Genomic DNA, 14350 nt, shown 5'->3' with positions numbered 1-14350 from the left:
GCGAGCTGCTCGGACGCGGCGGGATGGCGGAGGTCCGCAAGGGCACCGACACCCGCCTCGGCCGCGTGGTCGCCGTCAAGCGGCTGCGCACCGACCTGGCCAGCGACGCGACCTTCCAGGCGCGGTTCCGGCGCGAGGCCCAGTCCTCCGCGTCGCTCAACCATCCCTCGATCGTCGCCGTCTACGACACCGGCGAGGAGGAGGCGGAGGACGGTTCGGGGATCGCCCAGCCCTACATCGTCATGGAGTACGTCGCCGGCCGGACGCTGCGCGACGTGCTCCGCGAGGGCCGCAAGATCCTCCCCGAGCGTGCCCTCGAGATCACCAGCGGCGTCCTCTCCGCCCTCGACTACTCCCACCGCGCGGGCATCATCCACCGCGACATCAAGCCCGGCAACGTCATGCTCACCCCCAGCGGCGACGTGAAGGTGATGGACTTCGGCATCGCGCGGGCGATCTCGGACGCGTCCTCGACGATGACCCAGACCGCGGCCGTCGTCGGCACCGCGCAGTACCTCTCCCCGGAGCAGGCGCGCGGCGAGACGGTCGACTCGCGCTCCGACGTCTACTCCGCCGGCTGCCTGCTCTACGAGCTCCTCACCGGCCGCCCGCCGTTCGTCGGCGACAGCCCCGTCGCCGTCGCCTACCAGCACGTGCGCGAGCCGGCGGTCCCGCCGTCGGACCACGACACCACGCTGCCCGAGGCGATCGACGCGATCGTCATGAAGTCGCTGGCGAAGCGGGTCGAGGACCGCTACCAGTCGGCGGCGGCGATGCGCAGCGACATCGAGCGCTACCTCGGCGGCCGGCCGGTCCACGCGACCCCGCCGCCGCCCCTGCCGGTCGACAACCCGACGGTCGTCGGCGCCCCGGTCGGCGGGGTGCCCACCACCGGTGCCCTGCCCGTCCAGGACGGCGAGGACGAGGGACGGTCCCGGACCGGGTTGCTCTGGCTGCTCGGGCTGCTGCTGCTCCTGCTGATCGGCGGCGCGGCCTACCTCCTGCCCCGGCTGTTCGAGTCACCGCCGGAGCAGACCCGGGTGCCCGACGTGATCGGCATGAAGGAGAAGGCCGCCCGCACCGAGCTCGGCGACGCCGGCTTCCGGGTCGACGTGGAATACCGCCCCGACTCCGAGGTGAAGACCAACGTGGTGCTCGAGCAGGAGCCGAACGCCGACCAGTTCGCCGAGCCGGACAGCCTGGTCACGCTGGTGGTCTCCGAGGGGAAGCCGCTCGTGGAGGTGCCCTACGTCATCGGCTTCACCCGGGCGGAGGCGGCCGCCGCGATCGAGGAGCGAGGGCTGGTGCCGCGCTTCGAGGAGCGCGAGTCCGACGAGCCCAAGAACATCGTCGTGGCGACCGACCCCACGACCAACGACAGCATCGCCGAGGGCAGCACCGTCACCGTCTTCTACTCCGACGGTCCCGAGGAGGTCCCGGACGTGGTCGGCGAGACCCAGGAGGACGCCGAGCGGATCCTCGAGGAGGCCGGGTTCAACGTCAACGTCGTGAAGTCCTCCGACACCAAGCGTCCCAAGGGTGAGGTGATCCAGCAGAGCCCGGAGGCGGGCGAGGAGGCCGACGAGGGCGACACGGTGACGATCGTGGTCTCCGACTACGAGAAGCCGTCGGAGTCGCCGAGCGAGTCGCCGTCCGAGACCACCACGGACAGCCCCGGACCGCCGACCGACAGCCCGACCATCGGCTCGACCCCCTGACCGGGGTCAGCTGATCGGCTCGGCGTAGGTGCGGCCCAGCACGCCGCCGTAGGCCGGCATGTCGAGGTCGGCCTCCTGGGCCATGTCGAAGCCGACGGAGATGTCGGGCTGGAGGGCGTCGCGCCGGAAGAACGCGGTGTCCTCGTCCTGGAGGACCGCCGCCTCGAGCGCGGCGGGATTGCCGATGGCCGAGATCGTGTAGGGCTGGGGATAGACGCCGCCGCCGAGCATGACCGCGTTGCCCTCGCACTTGATGCCGCTCGTGGACACGATGCGCTGGCCCTGGATCGTGACGGCCTCCGCGCCGCCGGCCCACATCGCGTTGACGACGGCCTGGATGTCCTGCTGGTGGACCACCAGCCACTTCAGCGGCTGGTCGGAGGAGTTGATGACCTCCGCCGGGGCGTCGGACAGGACCACGGTGAGCCCCGGTCCGGAGACCGGCTCCAGCCCGGCGGGCCCCTTGAGCTCCTCGACCCGGTCCTGGAGCTTGCGGGTGCCGGCGTTGCCGACCCGGCCGGTGAGCTGCTCGACGTCGGCGGAGAGCTCGCCCAGGCGCTCCTCGAGGTCCTCGTACTGGCTGTTCTCGGCCTCGACGACCGACGCGAGGTCGGTGTAGCGGCCCGGCCGCAGGTCGGTGCCCTCGCTGTTGACGAAGCTGGTCACGAACAGCACCCCGCACGCCCCGACGACCAGCGGCGTGCCGAACCGCCACCCCGTGCGGGGCGGCGTCGAGTCGGGATCCGGCGTCATGGCGACTACGCTAACCCCGCGTTCCAGCGAAAACCGCAGTGCGGCAGTCCAGCAGAGGGAGTCCCGGTGTCCAAGCCCAAGGCGAAGGCCCAGCAGCAGATGACCGACGTGGCCGGCGAAGGCAGGTCCTTCGGCGCCCGGTTCGTCGTCGCCCTGCTCTTCATGGTCGTCGGCATCGCGTGGATCGTCTTCTACTACGCCGCTGTGCGCGTCGACCCGACGGTGGTCCCCGCACCCAAGGCCGGGAGCCCGAAGTTCATGGCCGACCTCGGTGACTGGAACTACGCGATCGGCTTCGGCCTGCTGCTCCTCGGCCTCGCGGCGTCCGCCCACCCCTCGACCCCGCTCGGCCGCGGCCGCGGCGTGGTGGTCGGGATGCTCGGCTGCTTCCTGGTGGGCCTGATCTGGATCTGCACCTTCTACGTCGTGAGCAACGACCCGTCGGCGATCCCGGTCATCAACGACCTCGGCCAGTACAACCTCGTGGTCGGCATCGCCTTCATGGCGGTCGGTTTCAGCTTCGCCACCCGCTGGGAGTGAACCCTGACGGGCCGTGGGCCCCGCGCCGCTGGCCCGGCCACCTGCTGGTGGCGGTCCTCCTCGGCGGCGCCGTCGCCCTCGGCTCCTGGCAGTACGGCGCGGGTCAGGCCGAGCGTGACGCCTCCGCCCTCGACCTGACCGACCGCGACCCGGTCGCCCTGTCCGACGTCCTGGGTCCCGACGACCCGTTCCCCGCGCCGTCGGTGGGCCAGCCGGTCACCGTCAGCGGCACCTGGGTCGACGAGGCGACCGTCTTCGTCACCCGCGGCGACTCCTGGTGGGTGGTGACCCCGCTGGTCGTCGCCGACCCCGCGGCGGACGGGGCCGCGCTGCCTGTCGTACGCGGCGTGAGCGACCGGCCCTCCGCGCCATCCGTCGACGGTGACGCGGAGCTGACCGGCTGGCTGCAGCCCGGCGAGGGCACGGGCGCGGCCGACGACGACCCCACCGACGACGTCCTGCCCCAGCTGCGCCCGGCCGACCTGGTGCAGCGGCTCGACGAGGACCTCTACAGCGGCTACCTCGTGAGCCAGCAGCCCACCGGGGGACTGACACCGGCGAGCCTGGAGCAGCTGCCGCAACCGGATCGCTTCACCGGCCTGCGCAACTTCCTCTACGCCCTCGAGTGGTGGATCTTCGGCGTCTTCGCGGTCTTCGTGTGGGTGCGCCACCTCATGGACGCCTCCGACCCGGTCGATAGGCTCGAGGAGTGAGGTCCCCGCTGCTGCGCTACCGCGTCATGGCCACCGTCGTCGGCGTCCTGCTCGTGGTGCTGATCCTGATCGGCGTCCCGCTCGCCAACTTCGACGGCAGCAGCATGTGGGGTGTCTTCCCCAGCACCCCGGAGCTCTTCGCGGTCGGCTCGACGCCCCATGCGGTCGGCGAGGCGATCACGACCTACCTCGGCGTGGCCCACGGCTGGCTCTACATGATCTTCCTGGTCACGGCCTTCCTCCTGTCGCGCCGGGCGCGCTGGGAGATCCCGTTCACGCTCGTGACGCTGGTCTGCGGCACGATCCCGCTGCTCTCGTTCTGGGCCGAGCACCGCGCGACCGCGCGGGTGCGCGCCGAGCACCCCGAGCTGGCCTGAGGCCGTGACCCGCCCATGACCACGGCCTTCGTCCTGGGCGGTGGCGGAGTCCTCGGCGCGGTCGAGGTCGGGATGCTGCGCGCGCTCCTCGAGCGCGACGTCCGGCCCGACCTCGTGCTCGGCACCAGCGTCGGCGCACTCAACGGGGCGATGGTCGCCCGCGAGCCCAGCCTCGCCGTCATCGACCGGCTCACCGAGATCTGGCTCGAGGTGAGCAGCGGGCGCGAGGTCTACGGCGACCGGCCGTTGCGCACCGTGCGCCGCGCGGTCTCGAGCGGCACCCACCTCTTCTCCTCCTCCCCCCTGCGCCAGCGCCTCGACGACGAGCTCGGGGGCCAGCTGATCGAGGACCTCCCGGTGCGCTTCCAGACCTGCGCGGCCCACATCGAGAGCGCCTCGGAGCACTGGTTCGAGCGGGGGCCGGTCGTCGACGCCGTGCTGGCCAGCGCGGCGGTCCCGGGGCTGCTGCCGCCGGTGGAGATCGACGGCCAGCACTTCCTCGACGGCGGCATGGTCAACTCGATCCCGGTCGCGCGCGCCGTCCAGCTCGGCGCCACCCGGCTGTTCGTGCTCCAGGTCGGCCGGATCGACCGCCCGCTCAAGCCGCCCCAGCGACCCTGGGAGGTCGCCCGGGTCTCCTTCGAGATCGCCCGGCGCCACCGGTTCACCCGCGAGATGGCCGAGCTCCCCGAGACGGTCGAGGCCCACGTGCTGCCGGCCCGCGGCACGTCCGCGCGCGACGACACGATGCGGGCCCAGCGCGACTTCGGCAGCGTCGAGGACCGGATCGAGGCGACGTACGCCGCCACGTGCGACTACCTTGACCGGTTGTGACCTGGTTGCTCCGGCGGGGCGTGCTCGCCCCCCTCGCGATCGTGGTCACGGCGCTGCTCTGGCTGACCCTGCCGGTCTGGCTGATCGCCGCGGCCCTGCTCTCCCCGGTGCTGCCGGGGCGCTGGCGGGCGCTGCGCCTGCTGTGGGTCGTGATGCTCTACCTCACCTGCGAGGCGTTGCTGCTGCTGGTGATGTGGGGGCTGTGGTTCGCGGCCGGCTTCGGCCGACGGCTGCGGTCGGCCTACTTCGAGGGCATCCACTACGACCTGGTCCAGGGCGTGATGTGGGTGTTCTTCCGCGAGGCGCGCCGCGTGCTGGCACTGACGATCGAGACCGACGGACCCACCCCGGACGCCCACCCCGGTGTTCCCCTCCTGGTCGCCTGCCGTCACGCCGGCCCGGGTGACTCCTTCACGCTCATCCACGCGCTCATGCACTGGTACCACCGCGAACCGCGGGTCGTCCTCAAGGACACGCTCGCGTGGGACCCGGCGATCGACGTCCTGCTCAACCGGATCCCCGCACGCTTCGTCGACCCGCGCGGCGGCGAGATCGAGCACCACATCGAGGAGCTCGCCCGCGGCCTCGACGCCGACGACGCGTTCGTCATCTTCCCCGAGGGCGGCAACTTCACCCAGGCGCGGCGGCAGAAGGGCATCGACCGGCTCCACACGCTCGGCCTCCACCGGATGGCCGAGCGGGCCGAGGCGATGACCCACGTCCTCGCCCCGCGGCCGGGCGGGTTCCTGGCCGCGCTCGACGGGGCCCCCGACGCCGACGTGGTGCTCGTCGCCCACACCGGGCTCGACCACCTGCTGACGGTCGGCGACCTGTGGCGCGAGCTGCCCATGGACAAGCGGATCGTCATGCGCTGGTGGCAGGTGCCGCGCGAGGAGATCCCCGCCGGCCGGGACGAGCGGATCGAGTGGCTCTTCGGCTGGTGGGAGCGGATCGACGACTGGGTCGCCGCCCAGCAGGCCTAGGCTCACCTCGTGACCGCGCCCGTCCCCGATCGTGACGCCGCCGCCCGGATGTGGGCCGACTACCGCGCCGCCCACCCGCTCGTCCGCGACGAGCCGCTGGTCGCCGAGGCGTTCGGCGACTCACCGGAGCTGGCCGACGAGCTGCTCGCGTTCGTGACCGACGGTCCGAAGCGGGCCACGGCCGGCATGGTGGCCGGCTTCGTCGCCGAGGAGGAGCCCCTCCCGCGTATCGGCGGCCACTGGATCGCCTGCGACGGCAGCGGTACGCCGCGCGTCGTGCTGCGCACCACCGAGCTCCGGCTCGGTCCGATGTCGTCGGTCGACGCCCGGTTCGCCTGGGACGAGGGCGAGTACGACCGCACGCTCGAGAGCTGGCTCGACGGGCACCGCCGCTACTTCCGTCGCGCCTGCGCCGCCCTCGGACTCGACTACTCCGAGGACATCGAGCTGGTCTTCGAGCGGTTCCGGGTGGTCTGGCCGCCGGAGCTCGCCGACTGAACGACGAGGGGCCCGGGTCGCGACAGCGCGACCCGGGCCCCTCGGCGTACGTCAGGGGGTCAGGGCTTCTTGGTGTCCTCGACCACGGTCTCCTCGACGGGCTCGTCGGGGGTGGTGATCTCGTGGGCCGACTCGGCCTCGTCGGACATCGCCTCGTCGGGCGAGGAGCCGGCGGTGTCGTCGGCCGCGCTCTCGGCAGGAGCCGGGGCGGCGGCCGGCGCGGGAGCCGGGGCCGGCGGCGGGGTCGGGGTGTAGGAGGACTGCCAGTTCTTGCTGTCCTGGCCGGCCTTCAGCTTGGAGGCGACGAAGGCGGCGCCGGCGGCGAGACCGGTGAAGATGAGGAACTTGCGGAAGCGGTGCTTCTTCTTCGGCTCCTCGCCCTTGAGCTCGGCGACCTTGGCCGCGGCGAGGTCCTTGCCCTCGGCCGCCTTCGCGGACGCGGCAGCAGCGACGAGGGCGGCCTTGTCGGCGGCGAGCGCGGTGCCGTCGGCGATCACGGGCCGAGCGCGGTCGCGGGCGTCGGCGATCACGGGACCGGCCTTCTCGACCGCCTTGTCCTTGGCCTCCACGATCGCGGGAACCGCGCGGTCCTTCGCCGTGTCGACGGCGTGCTCGACGTGGGGGCGGACCTGCTCGACGGCCTGCTCGACGTAGTCGGCGGCCTGCTCCATGAAGGTCTTCTTGCGGCGGATGCCCATCGGAGTTCCTCTCGCTCGTGTGCTCCCATCCCATCATGCCCCGCAACCGCGGACCAGCCACCCAACGGGTGGTGGGACCGCTCTGGCAGGATCGAGGGCGCCAGACATCCCAGCACCAGCGACCGAGAAGGCAGTTCCATGGCGCAGCAGGCGATCCTCAAGACCAACCACGGCGACATCACGCTCGACCTGTTCCCCGACCACGCCCCGCGCACGGTCGAGAACTTCACCGGGCTGGCCGCGGGCACGAAGGACTACGACGCGGGCAACGGCCGCAGCGGCCCGTTCTACGACGGCCTGACCTTCCACCGGGTCATCCCCGGCTTCATGATCCAGGGCGGCTGCCCCCTCGGCACCGGCACCGGTGGCCCGGGCTACACCTTCGGCGACGAGGTCAACTCCGGCCTCACCTTCGACAAGCCCTACCTGCTCGCGATGGCCAACGCCGGCCCCGGCACCAACGGCTCCCAGTTCTTCATCACCGTCGGCCAGACCCCGTGGCTCAACGGCCGTCACACCATCTTCGGTGAGGCCGCCGACCAGGCCTCGCGCGACGTCGTCGACGCGATCGCCGCCGTCTCCACCGGGGCGATGGACCGCCCCAACGACCCGGTCGTCATCGAGTCGGTCGAGGTCGTCGGCTGACCGGCCAGCCCGACCCGCAGGCTCCCGGTCAGGGGGTGCCGACCTGTTATCGGCACCCCGACCGGGAGTCCTACATCCGCTGCCAACGGTGCGAGCGGACGATCTGCCCCGACTGCATGCGTGAGGCGGCGGTCGGGTTCCAGTGCCCCTCCTGCGTCGCCGAGGGGGCCAAGCAGACCCGGCAGGGTCGTGCGGCCTACGGCGGCCGGCGCTCGGCCAACCCGGCCCTGACCTCGTTCGTGCTGATCGGCCTGAACCTCGCGGTCTGGCTCGGCATCCAGTTCTCCGGCGGCAGCCGCAGCCGCGTCGTCGACGCGCTCGCCCTGATGCCGCTGGGTCGCTGCGACGCCGTGCGCGGCGGCTACTACCCCCAGGTCGCCGCGGAGCAGACCTGCCAGGTGGTGCCGGGGGCCTCGTGGGTGCCCGGCGTCGCGGACGGCGCCTACTGGCAGCTGCTCACCAACGCCTTCTCCCACGTCGAGATCTGGCACATCGCCTTCAACATGCTCGCCCTGTGGGTCCTCGGCCCCCAGCTCGAGGCGACGCTCGGTCGGCTGCGGTTCCTCGCGCTCTACCTCGTCTCCGCCCTCGCCGGCTCGACGGCCGTCATGTGGCTGTCGGGCGAGCAGGTCCAGACCCTCGGCGCCTCCGGCGCGATCTTCGGCCTGCTCGGCGCCTTCCTCGTCATCGCCCGCAAGGTCGGCGCCAACCTCCAGCCGATCCTGCTGATCCTCGGCGTCAACCTGGTCATCACCGTGGCCGGCAGCAGCTTCATCTCCTGGCAGGGCCACCTCGGCGGCCTCGTGGGGGGCCTGCTGACCACGGCGGTCCTGGTCTACTCCCCCCGCCAGCAGCGCGGTCTCTGGCAGCTCGTGGGCACCACCGCCCTCGTGGTCGCGCTGCTCGCCGCCTGCGTGGTCCGCGCCCTCACGCTCGGCTGACCTCCCGGGCGCCGTCCCCACATGTGGGGATCCCGAGCGCGTCCTGTCCACAGGACCCGGGTCACACGTCCACATTTCCCACAGTTGTGCACACGCCTGTGGATGAGTTACACGCGTGTAGTTCTCCACAGGTGTGTGCACAGCGGTGGACAAACTCCCCGCCCGTCACCGTCCCGGTCGCGCCGCCGAGGTCTGCGATCCTGACCCCGTGATCCACCACCTCAATTGCGGGACGCTGCGTCCGCACGGCTCCCTCGGCGGCCGGCTGGCCCCGACCGCCCTCGTCGCCCACTGCCTGCTCGTCGAGCGTCCCGACGGACTGCTCCTGGTCGACACCGGCTTCGGCCGCGACGACGTCGCCCAGCCGGCCCGGCTCGGTCGCCCGTTCGTGGCGGGTCTGCGGCCCGCGCTCGAGGAGGGCGAGACGGCCGCCGCCCAGGTGGAGGCGCTCGGCCACAGCACCGCCGACGTCACCGACATCGTGCTGACCCACCTCGACCTCGACCACGCCGGCGGCATCGCCGACTTCCCCCGGGCCCGCATCCACGTCCACCAGGCGGAGCTCGACGCCGCCACCAGCCCGTCCGTGCGGGAGAGGGCCCGCTACGTCGCCGCCCAGTGGGCCCACGGACCGCAGTGGGTCACCCACCGGGTCGAGGGCGAGGAGTGGTGCGGCTTCGGCGCCGTCACCGCCCTCGGCGACGACGTCCTGCTCGTCCCGCTCCACGGCCACACCCGCGGCCACTGCGGCGTCGCCGTACGTCGCCCGGCCGACCAGGGCGGAGGCTGGCTGCTCCACGCCGGCGACTCCTACTTCGACGCCGGCGAGAAGGAGACCCCGCGCCACGCGAAGCCCGGCCTGCGGCTCTTCCAGCGGCTGATGGCCGTCGACGACGCCCAGCGCCGCGCGAACCAGCAGCGCCTCCGCGACCTCCACGCCGCCCAGACGACCTGGCCCGACAACCCCGTGACCGTCTTCAGCGCCCACGACCCGACCGAGCTCGCCGCCCTCCAGACACCGTGAGCGTCGTTCAGAGGCCGGTGGGCGCGTCGTAGGGGACGACCTCGGGGCAGACGGAGAAGGGGAGCTCGCGCAGCAGGGTGAGACCGGCAGCCGCTGGCGGGTCGTCGACGGCGTAGCCGAGGCGGCCGGAGGACGGGTCCGCGGCCCCGTTGGTGAAGGTGCGGGCGAAGGGCGGGACCGGCCAGTCCTCGCCGATGCGCAGCCGGTCGAAGAGGTCCGAGCGGCCGAGCTCGAACCACGCGATCGCGGTGTGGTCGCCGAAGCCGAGCGCGAACCCGCTCACGTCGTCGAGCGTCGTCACGGGGTGCTTCTCCAGCAACGCGGCCTGCGCCTCGGCGTCACCGTCGGGGCCGAGCGCCTCGTTGAGCGGGGTGCAGCCGCGCTGGAGGTAGGTCGCGGTCGCGGGCTCGGCGACCAGCGGCTCCCACTGCTCCTCGTTGGCCCACACGTCGGTCTCGCTCGTGCCGGCCACGACCAGGTGGTCCGCGGCGCGCAGCTCCGCACCCTCGAGCGGGCCGATCCCGTCGGCGATCGCACGGCGCACGCCGTCGAGGGCGAGGTCGGGCCGCAGCGCCAGCGCGAAGCCGCGTCCGTCCTCGCCCCGCCAGTGGGCCTCCCAGTCGACGTCGTCCTGGGTGAAGCCGTAGTCGAGCTCGAAGGTGGATCCGTCGGCTCGCAGCATCCCTTCCGTCAAGGCCGCCGACTCGGTGTCGGCACGCTCCCAGAAGGCGAACCGGTCGGTGCCGAGCCCCTCGCTCGTCAGGTCGGGCTGCCCGAGCTGGACCCGGATCGCGTCCCAGTCGGTCACCGTCACGGTGTCGGCGTCCTGCGGCACCAGCGACAGCACCGCGCTGGCCGGCTCCGCCTCCGCGTCGTACGCCGGCGCCGGTTGCGGCGGCACGGACGCGACCGGCCTCGGCCGCGCGGGCGCCTTCTCGGCCTGGCAGCCGGCGAGGGGGACCAGGGCCAGCACCGTCACGGCGACGAGGGTCCGAGCGCTCGGCATGCAGGGAGCCTAGGTGACCGCCCGACGGGCGGGGCGGGGGTAGCCTCCGGAGCGGACCGGGGCACCGCGTCGCGGCCGGAGAGGGACGTCCGATGAGCGAGCTCCACGTGGTGGCCACCATTCCCGTCAAGCCCGAGGCGGTCGACGACCTGCGCGCCGCGCTGCACGACCTCGTGGCGGCGACCCGCGAGGAGCAGGGGTGCCTCTCCTACGACCTCTACGAGTCGGCGGCCGCGCCCGGCACCTTCGTCACCGTCGAGCGGTGGACCGGTCAGGACGCGCTCGACGGGCACATGCAGACGCCCCACATCGCCGCTGCGCTGGCGGCCGCCGAGGGCAAGCTGTCCGGCGAGATCGCGATCCACCCCCTGCTCCCGGCCTGAAGCCGGGCCCGTGGTGGTCCGGTGGAGCCTAGGGGACTCGAACCCCTAACCCCCTGCTTGCAAAGCAGGTGCGCTACCAATTGCGCCAAGGCCCCGTGGTGGTGCGGGTGGAACAGGGAGGTCAGGCGCGATGGGTCGGCTCGACGGAGTCGGTGGCCTCGGCCCACAGCGCCTGTTCGCTGCGGCCCGCGTCGAGCTTCTTCTTCGCGAACACGGCGCCGGCGGCGGCGATCGCGAGCAGCAGGACCTTCTTCATCGTGTCTCCTGGGAGGAACCGGTGGATGCGAGCGGACAGGCTACCAAGCACGTCGGCCGGCGCCGTCCCTGGTCTGCGAGGTAGGGAGCCGTCGCGCCGGGGTCACCGTCGGTCGGCGAGCTGACGATAGAGCTGGATCTCGCGCCGCAGCCGGGGTGGAAGGGGTGCACCCACCTCCGTGATGGCTGATTCATACTCCTCGAGGGCCCACAGCAGATCCGCACGGAACCCGCGCAGATCCAGGTCGGGACGCGTCGCCCGCGCACGGTCGAGGTTCAGGCGGGCGGCGTCGACCATCTGGCGGCAGGCGGCGACGCGCTCCCTCAGGGCCGCCCCCGGACGGGAGTCGTCGACCACCACATCATCTCCGACCTGCTCGCGGTGCTGACGCAGGGTGCGGAAGCGTGACGGGCTTGCTCCCACCGTACCCCGGCGTCCGCCGTGAGGCGGCTCCAGGAGCGTCGGTGACACGCGAAACCCCTCGGCCGGATCGGCTCGAGGGGCGTCGTGGAGTGCTGAGCTGCAGCACCAGCTGGTGGGCCTAACAGGACTTGAACCTGTGACCTCTTCCTTATCAGGGAAGCGCTCTAACCGTCTGAGCTATAGGCCCGGGATGGCCGCCGCACCAGCGGCTGCCGACGGTGGAGATTACCCCACCGGTCGGAGGCGCCACAAAACGGCGGCCGGCTCGGCTGAGGGAGTGCCTCAGTGGTCCTCGGCGAGGGTCACCTCGACGCCACCGAGGAGGGCGGCGGCCATGTTGTAGAGGAACGCACCGAGGGTCGCGACGGCCGTCAGCAGCACCACGTCGACGACCGCGACGAGCATGGTGAAGCCCATGACCCGGGAGGTGCCGATGTAGGAGGTGATGTCGAAGCCGGCAGCCGCCTCGTCGCCGAGGATGTCGCTGGCCGTGGCGTTGATGGAGTCCCAGACGCCGGCGGCGCCGAGCACGCTCCACACGATGAAGACCGAGACCACGGTGACGATGCCGAAGGCGACCGCGAGCAGGAACGACGTCTTCATCACCGACCAGGGGTCGACGCGCGTGAGCCGGAGCCGGGCGCGCCGTGGCGGCTTCGTCCCGGCGTCAGCACGCGTCGCGGCGGTCGTCGTCCCCGCGTTGGCGCGGTGCTCGTCGGCGGCCTTGGCCAGCTTGGCCTGGATCCGCTCGGTCAGCGGCGGCCGGGCCGCGGTGTCGTCGTCCTTCCGGTCGGCGCTGCGGGCCGTGCTGTCGGCGCGGGAGCCGGAGTCGCCGCTGCGGACGGCTGTCCGCTCACTGGTGCGCTCCGTCATCAGTCCTCCTGGGTGCCGGATTCGTCGGTCTCGGTCGCGTCGGTGTCCGTCTGGTCGGACGCGTCCGATCCATCGATTGTTGCATCCGGACCCGAGTCGGGCGATTCGTCGATCTCCTCGGCGACCTCCTCCTCGACCTTGGCCTCCACCGATCGCGCCACCACGGCGACCGAGTCGCCGGCCTTGGGCGAGACGAACTTCACGCCCTGGGTCGAGCGGCCCATCGGCCGGAAGTCGGCGTTGATCGGGCTGCGCACGACCTGGCCGGACTGGGTGATCGAGAGGACCTCGTCGCCGTCCTCGACGATGAACGCACCGGCGAGGACGCCGCGGTCCTCGTTGGCCAGCGCCATCGCCTTCACGCCGAGACCACCACGGTTGGTGATGCGGTACTCGTTGATGCGCGAGCGCTTGGCGTAGCCACCGTCGGTGATGGTGAAGACGTACTGGACGTCCTCGTCGCTGTCCTCGGTCGCGGCCTCGGCCGCCCGGATCACCGACATCGACAGCACCGCGTCGGGCTGGGCGAGGTCTTCGCGGAACTTCATCCCGGTGACGCCGGACGTCGCGCGGCCCATCGGCCGCAGCTGGGAGTCGTCGGCGCGGAACCGCACGGCCTGGCCCTTGCGGGAGACCAGCAGGATCTCGTCCTCCGCGTTGACCAGCTCGGCGCCGATCAGCTCGTCGTCGTCCTCGCGGAAGTTGATCGCGATGACGCCGGCCTGGCGCGGGCTGTTGTAGTCGCCGAGCCGGGTCTTCTTCACCAGGCCGGCACGAGTCGCCAGCACGAGATAGGGCGCCTGCTCGTAGTCACGGATCGCCAGCACCTGCGCGATCTGCTCGTCGGGCTGGAACGACAGCAGACCGGCGACGTGGCCGCCCTTCGCGTCGCGCGACGCCTCGGGCAGGTTGTAGGCCTTGGTCCGGTAGACCCGGCCCGCGGTGGTGAAGAACAGCAGCCAGTGGTGGTTGGTGGTCGCGATGAAGTGCTCGACGACGTCGTCACCACGCAGCGTCGCCCCGCGCACGCCCTTGCCGCCGCGCTTCTGGACGCGGTACTGGTGGCGCAGGGTGCGCTTGGCGTAGCCGCCGCGCGTGATCGAGACGACCAGCTCCTCGTCGGGGATCAGGTCCTCCATCGAGAGGTCGCCGTCGGCCGCGATGATCTGGGTACGCCGCTCGTTGCCGTACTTGTCGACGATGTCGGTGAGCTCCTCGATGACCAGGGCGCGCTGGCGCTCGGGCTTGGCGAGGATGTCCTCGAGGTCGGCAATGACGATCTCGATCTCGGCGAGGTCGTCGATGATCTTCTGCCGCTCGAGCGCCGCGAGCCGGCGCAGCTGCATCTCGAGGATCGCGTTGGCCTGGAGCTCGTCGACGTCGAGCAGCTCGATCAGGCCCGTGCGCGCCTGCTCGACGTCGGGCGAGCGGCGGATCAGGGCGATGACCTCGTCGAGCATGTCGAGCGCCTTGACCAGGCCGCGCAGGATGTGGGCCCGCTCCTCGGCCTTGCGCAGCCGGTAGCGGGTGCGGCGCTGGATGACGTCGATCTGGTGGGCGACCCAGTGGCTGATGAACTGGTCGATCGTCAGCGTGCGCGGCACGCCGTCGACGAGGGCCAGCATGTTGGCCGAGAAGTTGGTCTGGAGCTCGGTGTGCTTGAGCAGGTTGTTGAGGACGACGCG

General features: G+C 72.0%; 18 protein-coding genes and 2 tRNA genes. 11 read left to right on the top strand and 9 right to left on the bottom strand.

The window, feature by feature from the left end:
* Window positions 1-23 precede the first annotated feature (23 nt).
* Window positions 24-1718: a Stk1 family PASTA domain-containing Ser/Thr kinase gene (pknB, locus tag ABD091_RS09660; RefSeq protein ID WP_417629422.1), complete on the top strand. Its 1695-nt coding sequence runs from the start codon at window positions 24-26 to the stop codon at window positions 1716-1718.
* A gap of 6 nt (window positions 1719-1724) precedes the next feature.
* Here pknB and ABD091_RS09655 read toward each other — a convergent pair whose 3' ends face one another.
* Window positions 1725-2471, bottom strand: coding sequence for a DUF881 domain-containing protein (locus tag ABD091_RS09655; protein WP_343917799.1), 747 nt, complete (start codon window positions 2469-2471; stop codon window positions 1725-1727).
* 66 nt (window positions 2472-2537) lie between these two features.
* Between ABD091_RS09655 and ABD091_RS09650 the strand changes: the two genes are divergently transcribed.
* From ABD091_RS09650 to ABD091_RS09625, 6 genes are read left to right on the top strand one after another with little or no spacing between them, the layout of a single operon-like run.
* Window positions 2538-3011, top strand: a complete 474-nt coding sequence (locus ABD091_RS09650) for a cell division protein CrgA (RefSeq protein ID WP_343917797.1) — start codon at window positions 2538-2540, stop codon at window positions 3009-3011.
* A complete protein-coding gene (locus ABD091_RS09645; protein WP_343917795.1) occupies window positions 3008-3724 on the top strand; it encodes an SURF1 family protein in 717 nt (238 codons plus the stop codon). Before ABD091_RS09650 ends, ABD091_RS09645 begins: the two co-directional genes overlap by 4 nt.
* Window positions 3721-4101 (top strand): DUF3817 domain-containing protein, encoded by a 381-nt coding sequence (locus ABD091_RS09640; protein ID WP_343917793.1) that lies wholly within the window; start codon window positions 3721-3723, stop codon window positions 4099-4101. The genes ABD091_RS09645 and ABD091_RS09640 overlap by 4 nt, the downstream gene beginning before the upstream one ends.
* 15 nt (window positions 4102-4116) lie before the next feature.
* Complete coding sequence (locus tag ABD091_RS09635; RefSeq protein WP_343917791.1) at window positions 4117-4935, top strand: patatin-like phospholipase family protein; 819 nt, start codon at window positions 4117-4119, stop codon at window positions 4933-4935.
* Entirely contained in the window at window positions 4932-5918 is a 987-nt protein-coding gene (locus tag ABD091_RS09630; RefSeq protein ID WP_343917789.1) for a 1-acyl-sn-glycerol-3-phosphate acyltransferase, read from the top strand. Before ABD091_RS09635 ends, ABD091_RS09630 begins: the two co-directional genes overlap by 4 nt.
* Window positions 5919-5927: 9 nt before the next feature.
* Window positions 5928-6416, top strand: a complete 489-nt coding sequence (locus ABD091_RS09625) for an ASCH domain-containing protein (RefSeq protein WP_343917787.1) — start codon at window positions 5928-5930, stop codon at window positions 6414-6416.
* Window positions 6417-6475: 59 nt separating this feature from the next.
* Here ABD091_RS09625 and ABD091_RS09620 read toward each other — a convergent pair whose 3' ends face one another.
* Complete coding sequence (locus ABD091_RS09620; RefSeq protein ID WP_343917785.1) at window positions 6476-7114, bottom strand: hypothetical protein; 639 nt, start codon at window positions 7112-7114, stop codon at window positions 6476-6478.
* 138 nt (window positions 7115-7252) lie between these two features.
* Here ABD091_RS09620 and ABD091_RS09615 point away from each other — a divergent pair, with 138 nt between their 5' ends.
* From ABD091_RS09615 to ABD091_RS09605, 3 genes are all read left to right on the top strand, one after another.
* Window positions 7253-7759 (top strand): peptidylprolyl isomerase, encoded by a 507-nt coding sequence (locus ABD091_RS09615; protein ID WP_343917783.1) that lies wholly within the window; start codon window positions 7253-7255, stop codon window positions 7757-7759.
* A 116-nt stretch (window positions 7760-7875) separates the two neighbouring features.
* The gene (locus ABD091_RS09610; RefSeq protein ID WP_343917781.1) at window positions 7876-8700 is read left to right on the top strand and encodes a rhomboid family intramembrane serine protease; all 825 of its coding nucleotides are present in this window, start codon (window positions 7876-7878) and stop codon (window positions 8698-8700) included.
* Window positions 8701-8908: 208 nt separating this feature from the next.
* Complete coding sequence (locus tag ABD091_RS09605) at window positions 8909-9724, top strand: MBL fold metallo-hydrolase (protein ID WP_343917779.1); 816 nt, start codon at window positions 8909-8911, stop codon at window positions 9722-9724.
* 7 nt (window positions 9725-9731) lie between these two features.
* On the opposite strand, the gene ABD091_RS09600 is transcribed toward ABD091_RS09605, so the two are convergent.
* Window positions 9732-10730, bottom strand: coding sequence for a hypothetical protein (locus tag ABD091_RS09600; RefSeq protein WP_343917777.1), 999 nt, complete (start codon window positions 10728-10730; stop codon window positions 9732-9734).
* Window positions 10731-10822: 92 nt separating this feature from the next.
* On the opposite strand from ABD091_RS09600, the gene ABD091_RS09595 reads away from it, so the two are divergent.
* Window positions 10823-11113 carry a putative quinol monooxygenase gene (locus ABD091_RS09595; protein ID WP_343917775.1) on the top strand — a complete coding sequence of 97 codons (291 nt, stop codon included), beginning with the start codon at window positions 10823-10825 and terminating at the stop codon, window positions 11111-11113.
* A 22-nt stretch (window positions 11114-11135) separates the two neighbouring features.
* Here the strand turns inward: ABD091_RS09595 and ABD091_RS09590 are convergent.
* The 6 genes from ABD091_RS09590 to ABD091_RS09565 form a co-directional block, all read right to left on the bottom strand.
* Window positions 11136-11208: transfer RNA gene (locus tag ABD091_RS09590), tRNA-Ala, on the bottom strand.
* 26 nt (window positions 11209-11234) lie between these two features.
* Entirely contained in the window at window positions 11235-11369 is a 135-nt protein-coding gene (locus ABD091_RS09585) for a DLW-39 family protein (RefSeq protein WP_343917773.1), read from the bottom strand.
* A gap of 102 nt (window positions 11370-11471) precedes the next feature.
* Window positions 11472-11726, bottom strand: coding sequence for a hypothetical protein (locus ABD091_RS09580; protein WP_343917771.1), 255 nt, complete (start codon window positions 11724-11726; stop codon window positions 11472-11474).
* A gap of 176 nt (window positions 11727-11902) precedes the next feature.
* Window positions 11903-11979 (bottom strand) — tRNA-Ile (locus ABD091_RS09575).
* A gap of 95 nt (window positions 11980-12074) precedes the next feature.
* Entirely contained in the window at window positions 12075-12665 is a 591-nt protein-coding gene (locus ABD091_RS09570; protein ID WP_343917769.1) for a DUF3566 domain-containing protein, read from the bottom strand.
* The coding region (locus ABD091_RS09565; RefSeq protein WP_343917767.1) for a DNA gyrase C-terminal beta-propeller domain-containing protein at window positions 12665-14350 on the bottom strand (1686 nt) is incomplete at its 5' end. The genes ABD091_RS09565 and ABD091_RS09570, both read right to left, overlap by 1 nt.

The sequence above is a fragment of the Nocardioides aestuarii genome (genome assembly GCF_039527245.1).
Classification (GTDB): domain Bacteria; phylum Actinomycetota; class Actinomycetes; order Propionibacteriales; family Nocardioidaceae; genus Nocardioides; species Nocardioides aestuarii.
Note: the sequence above shows the minus strand (reverse complement) of the source record. Positions and strands in the feature narration are given on the sequence as shown.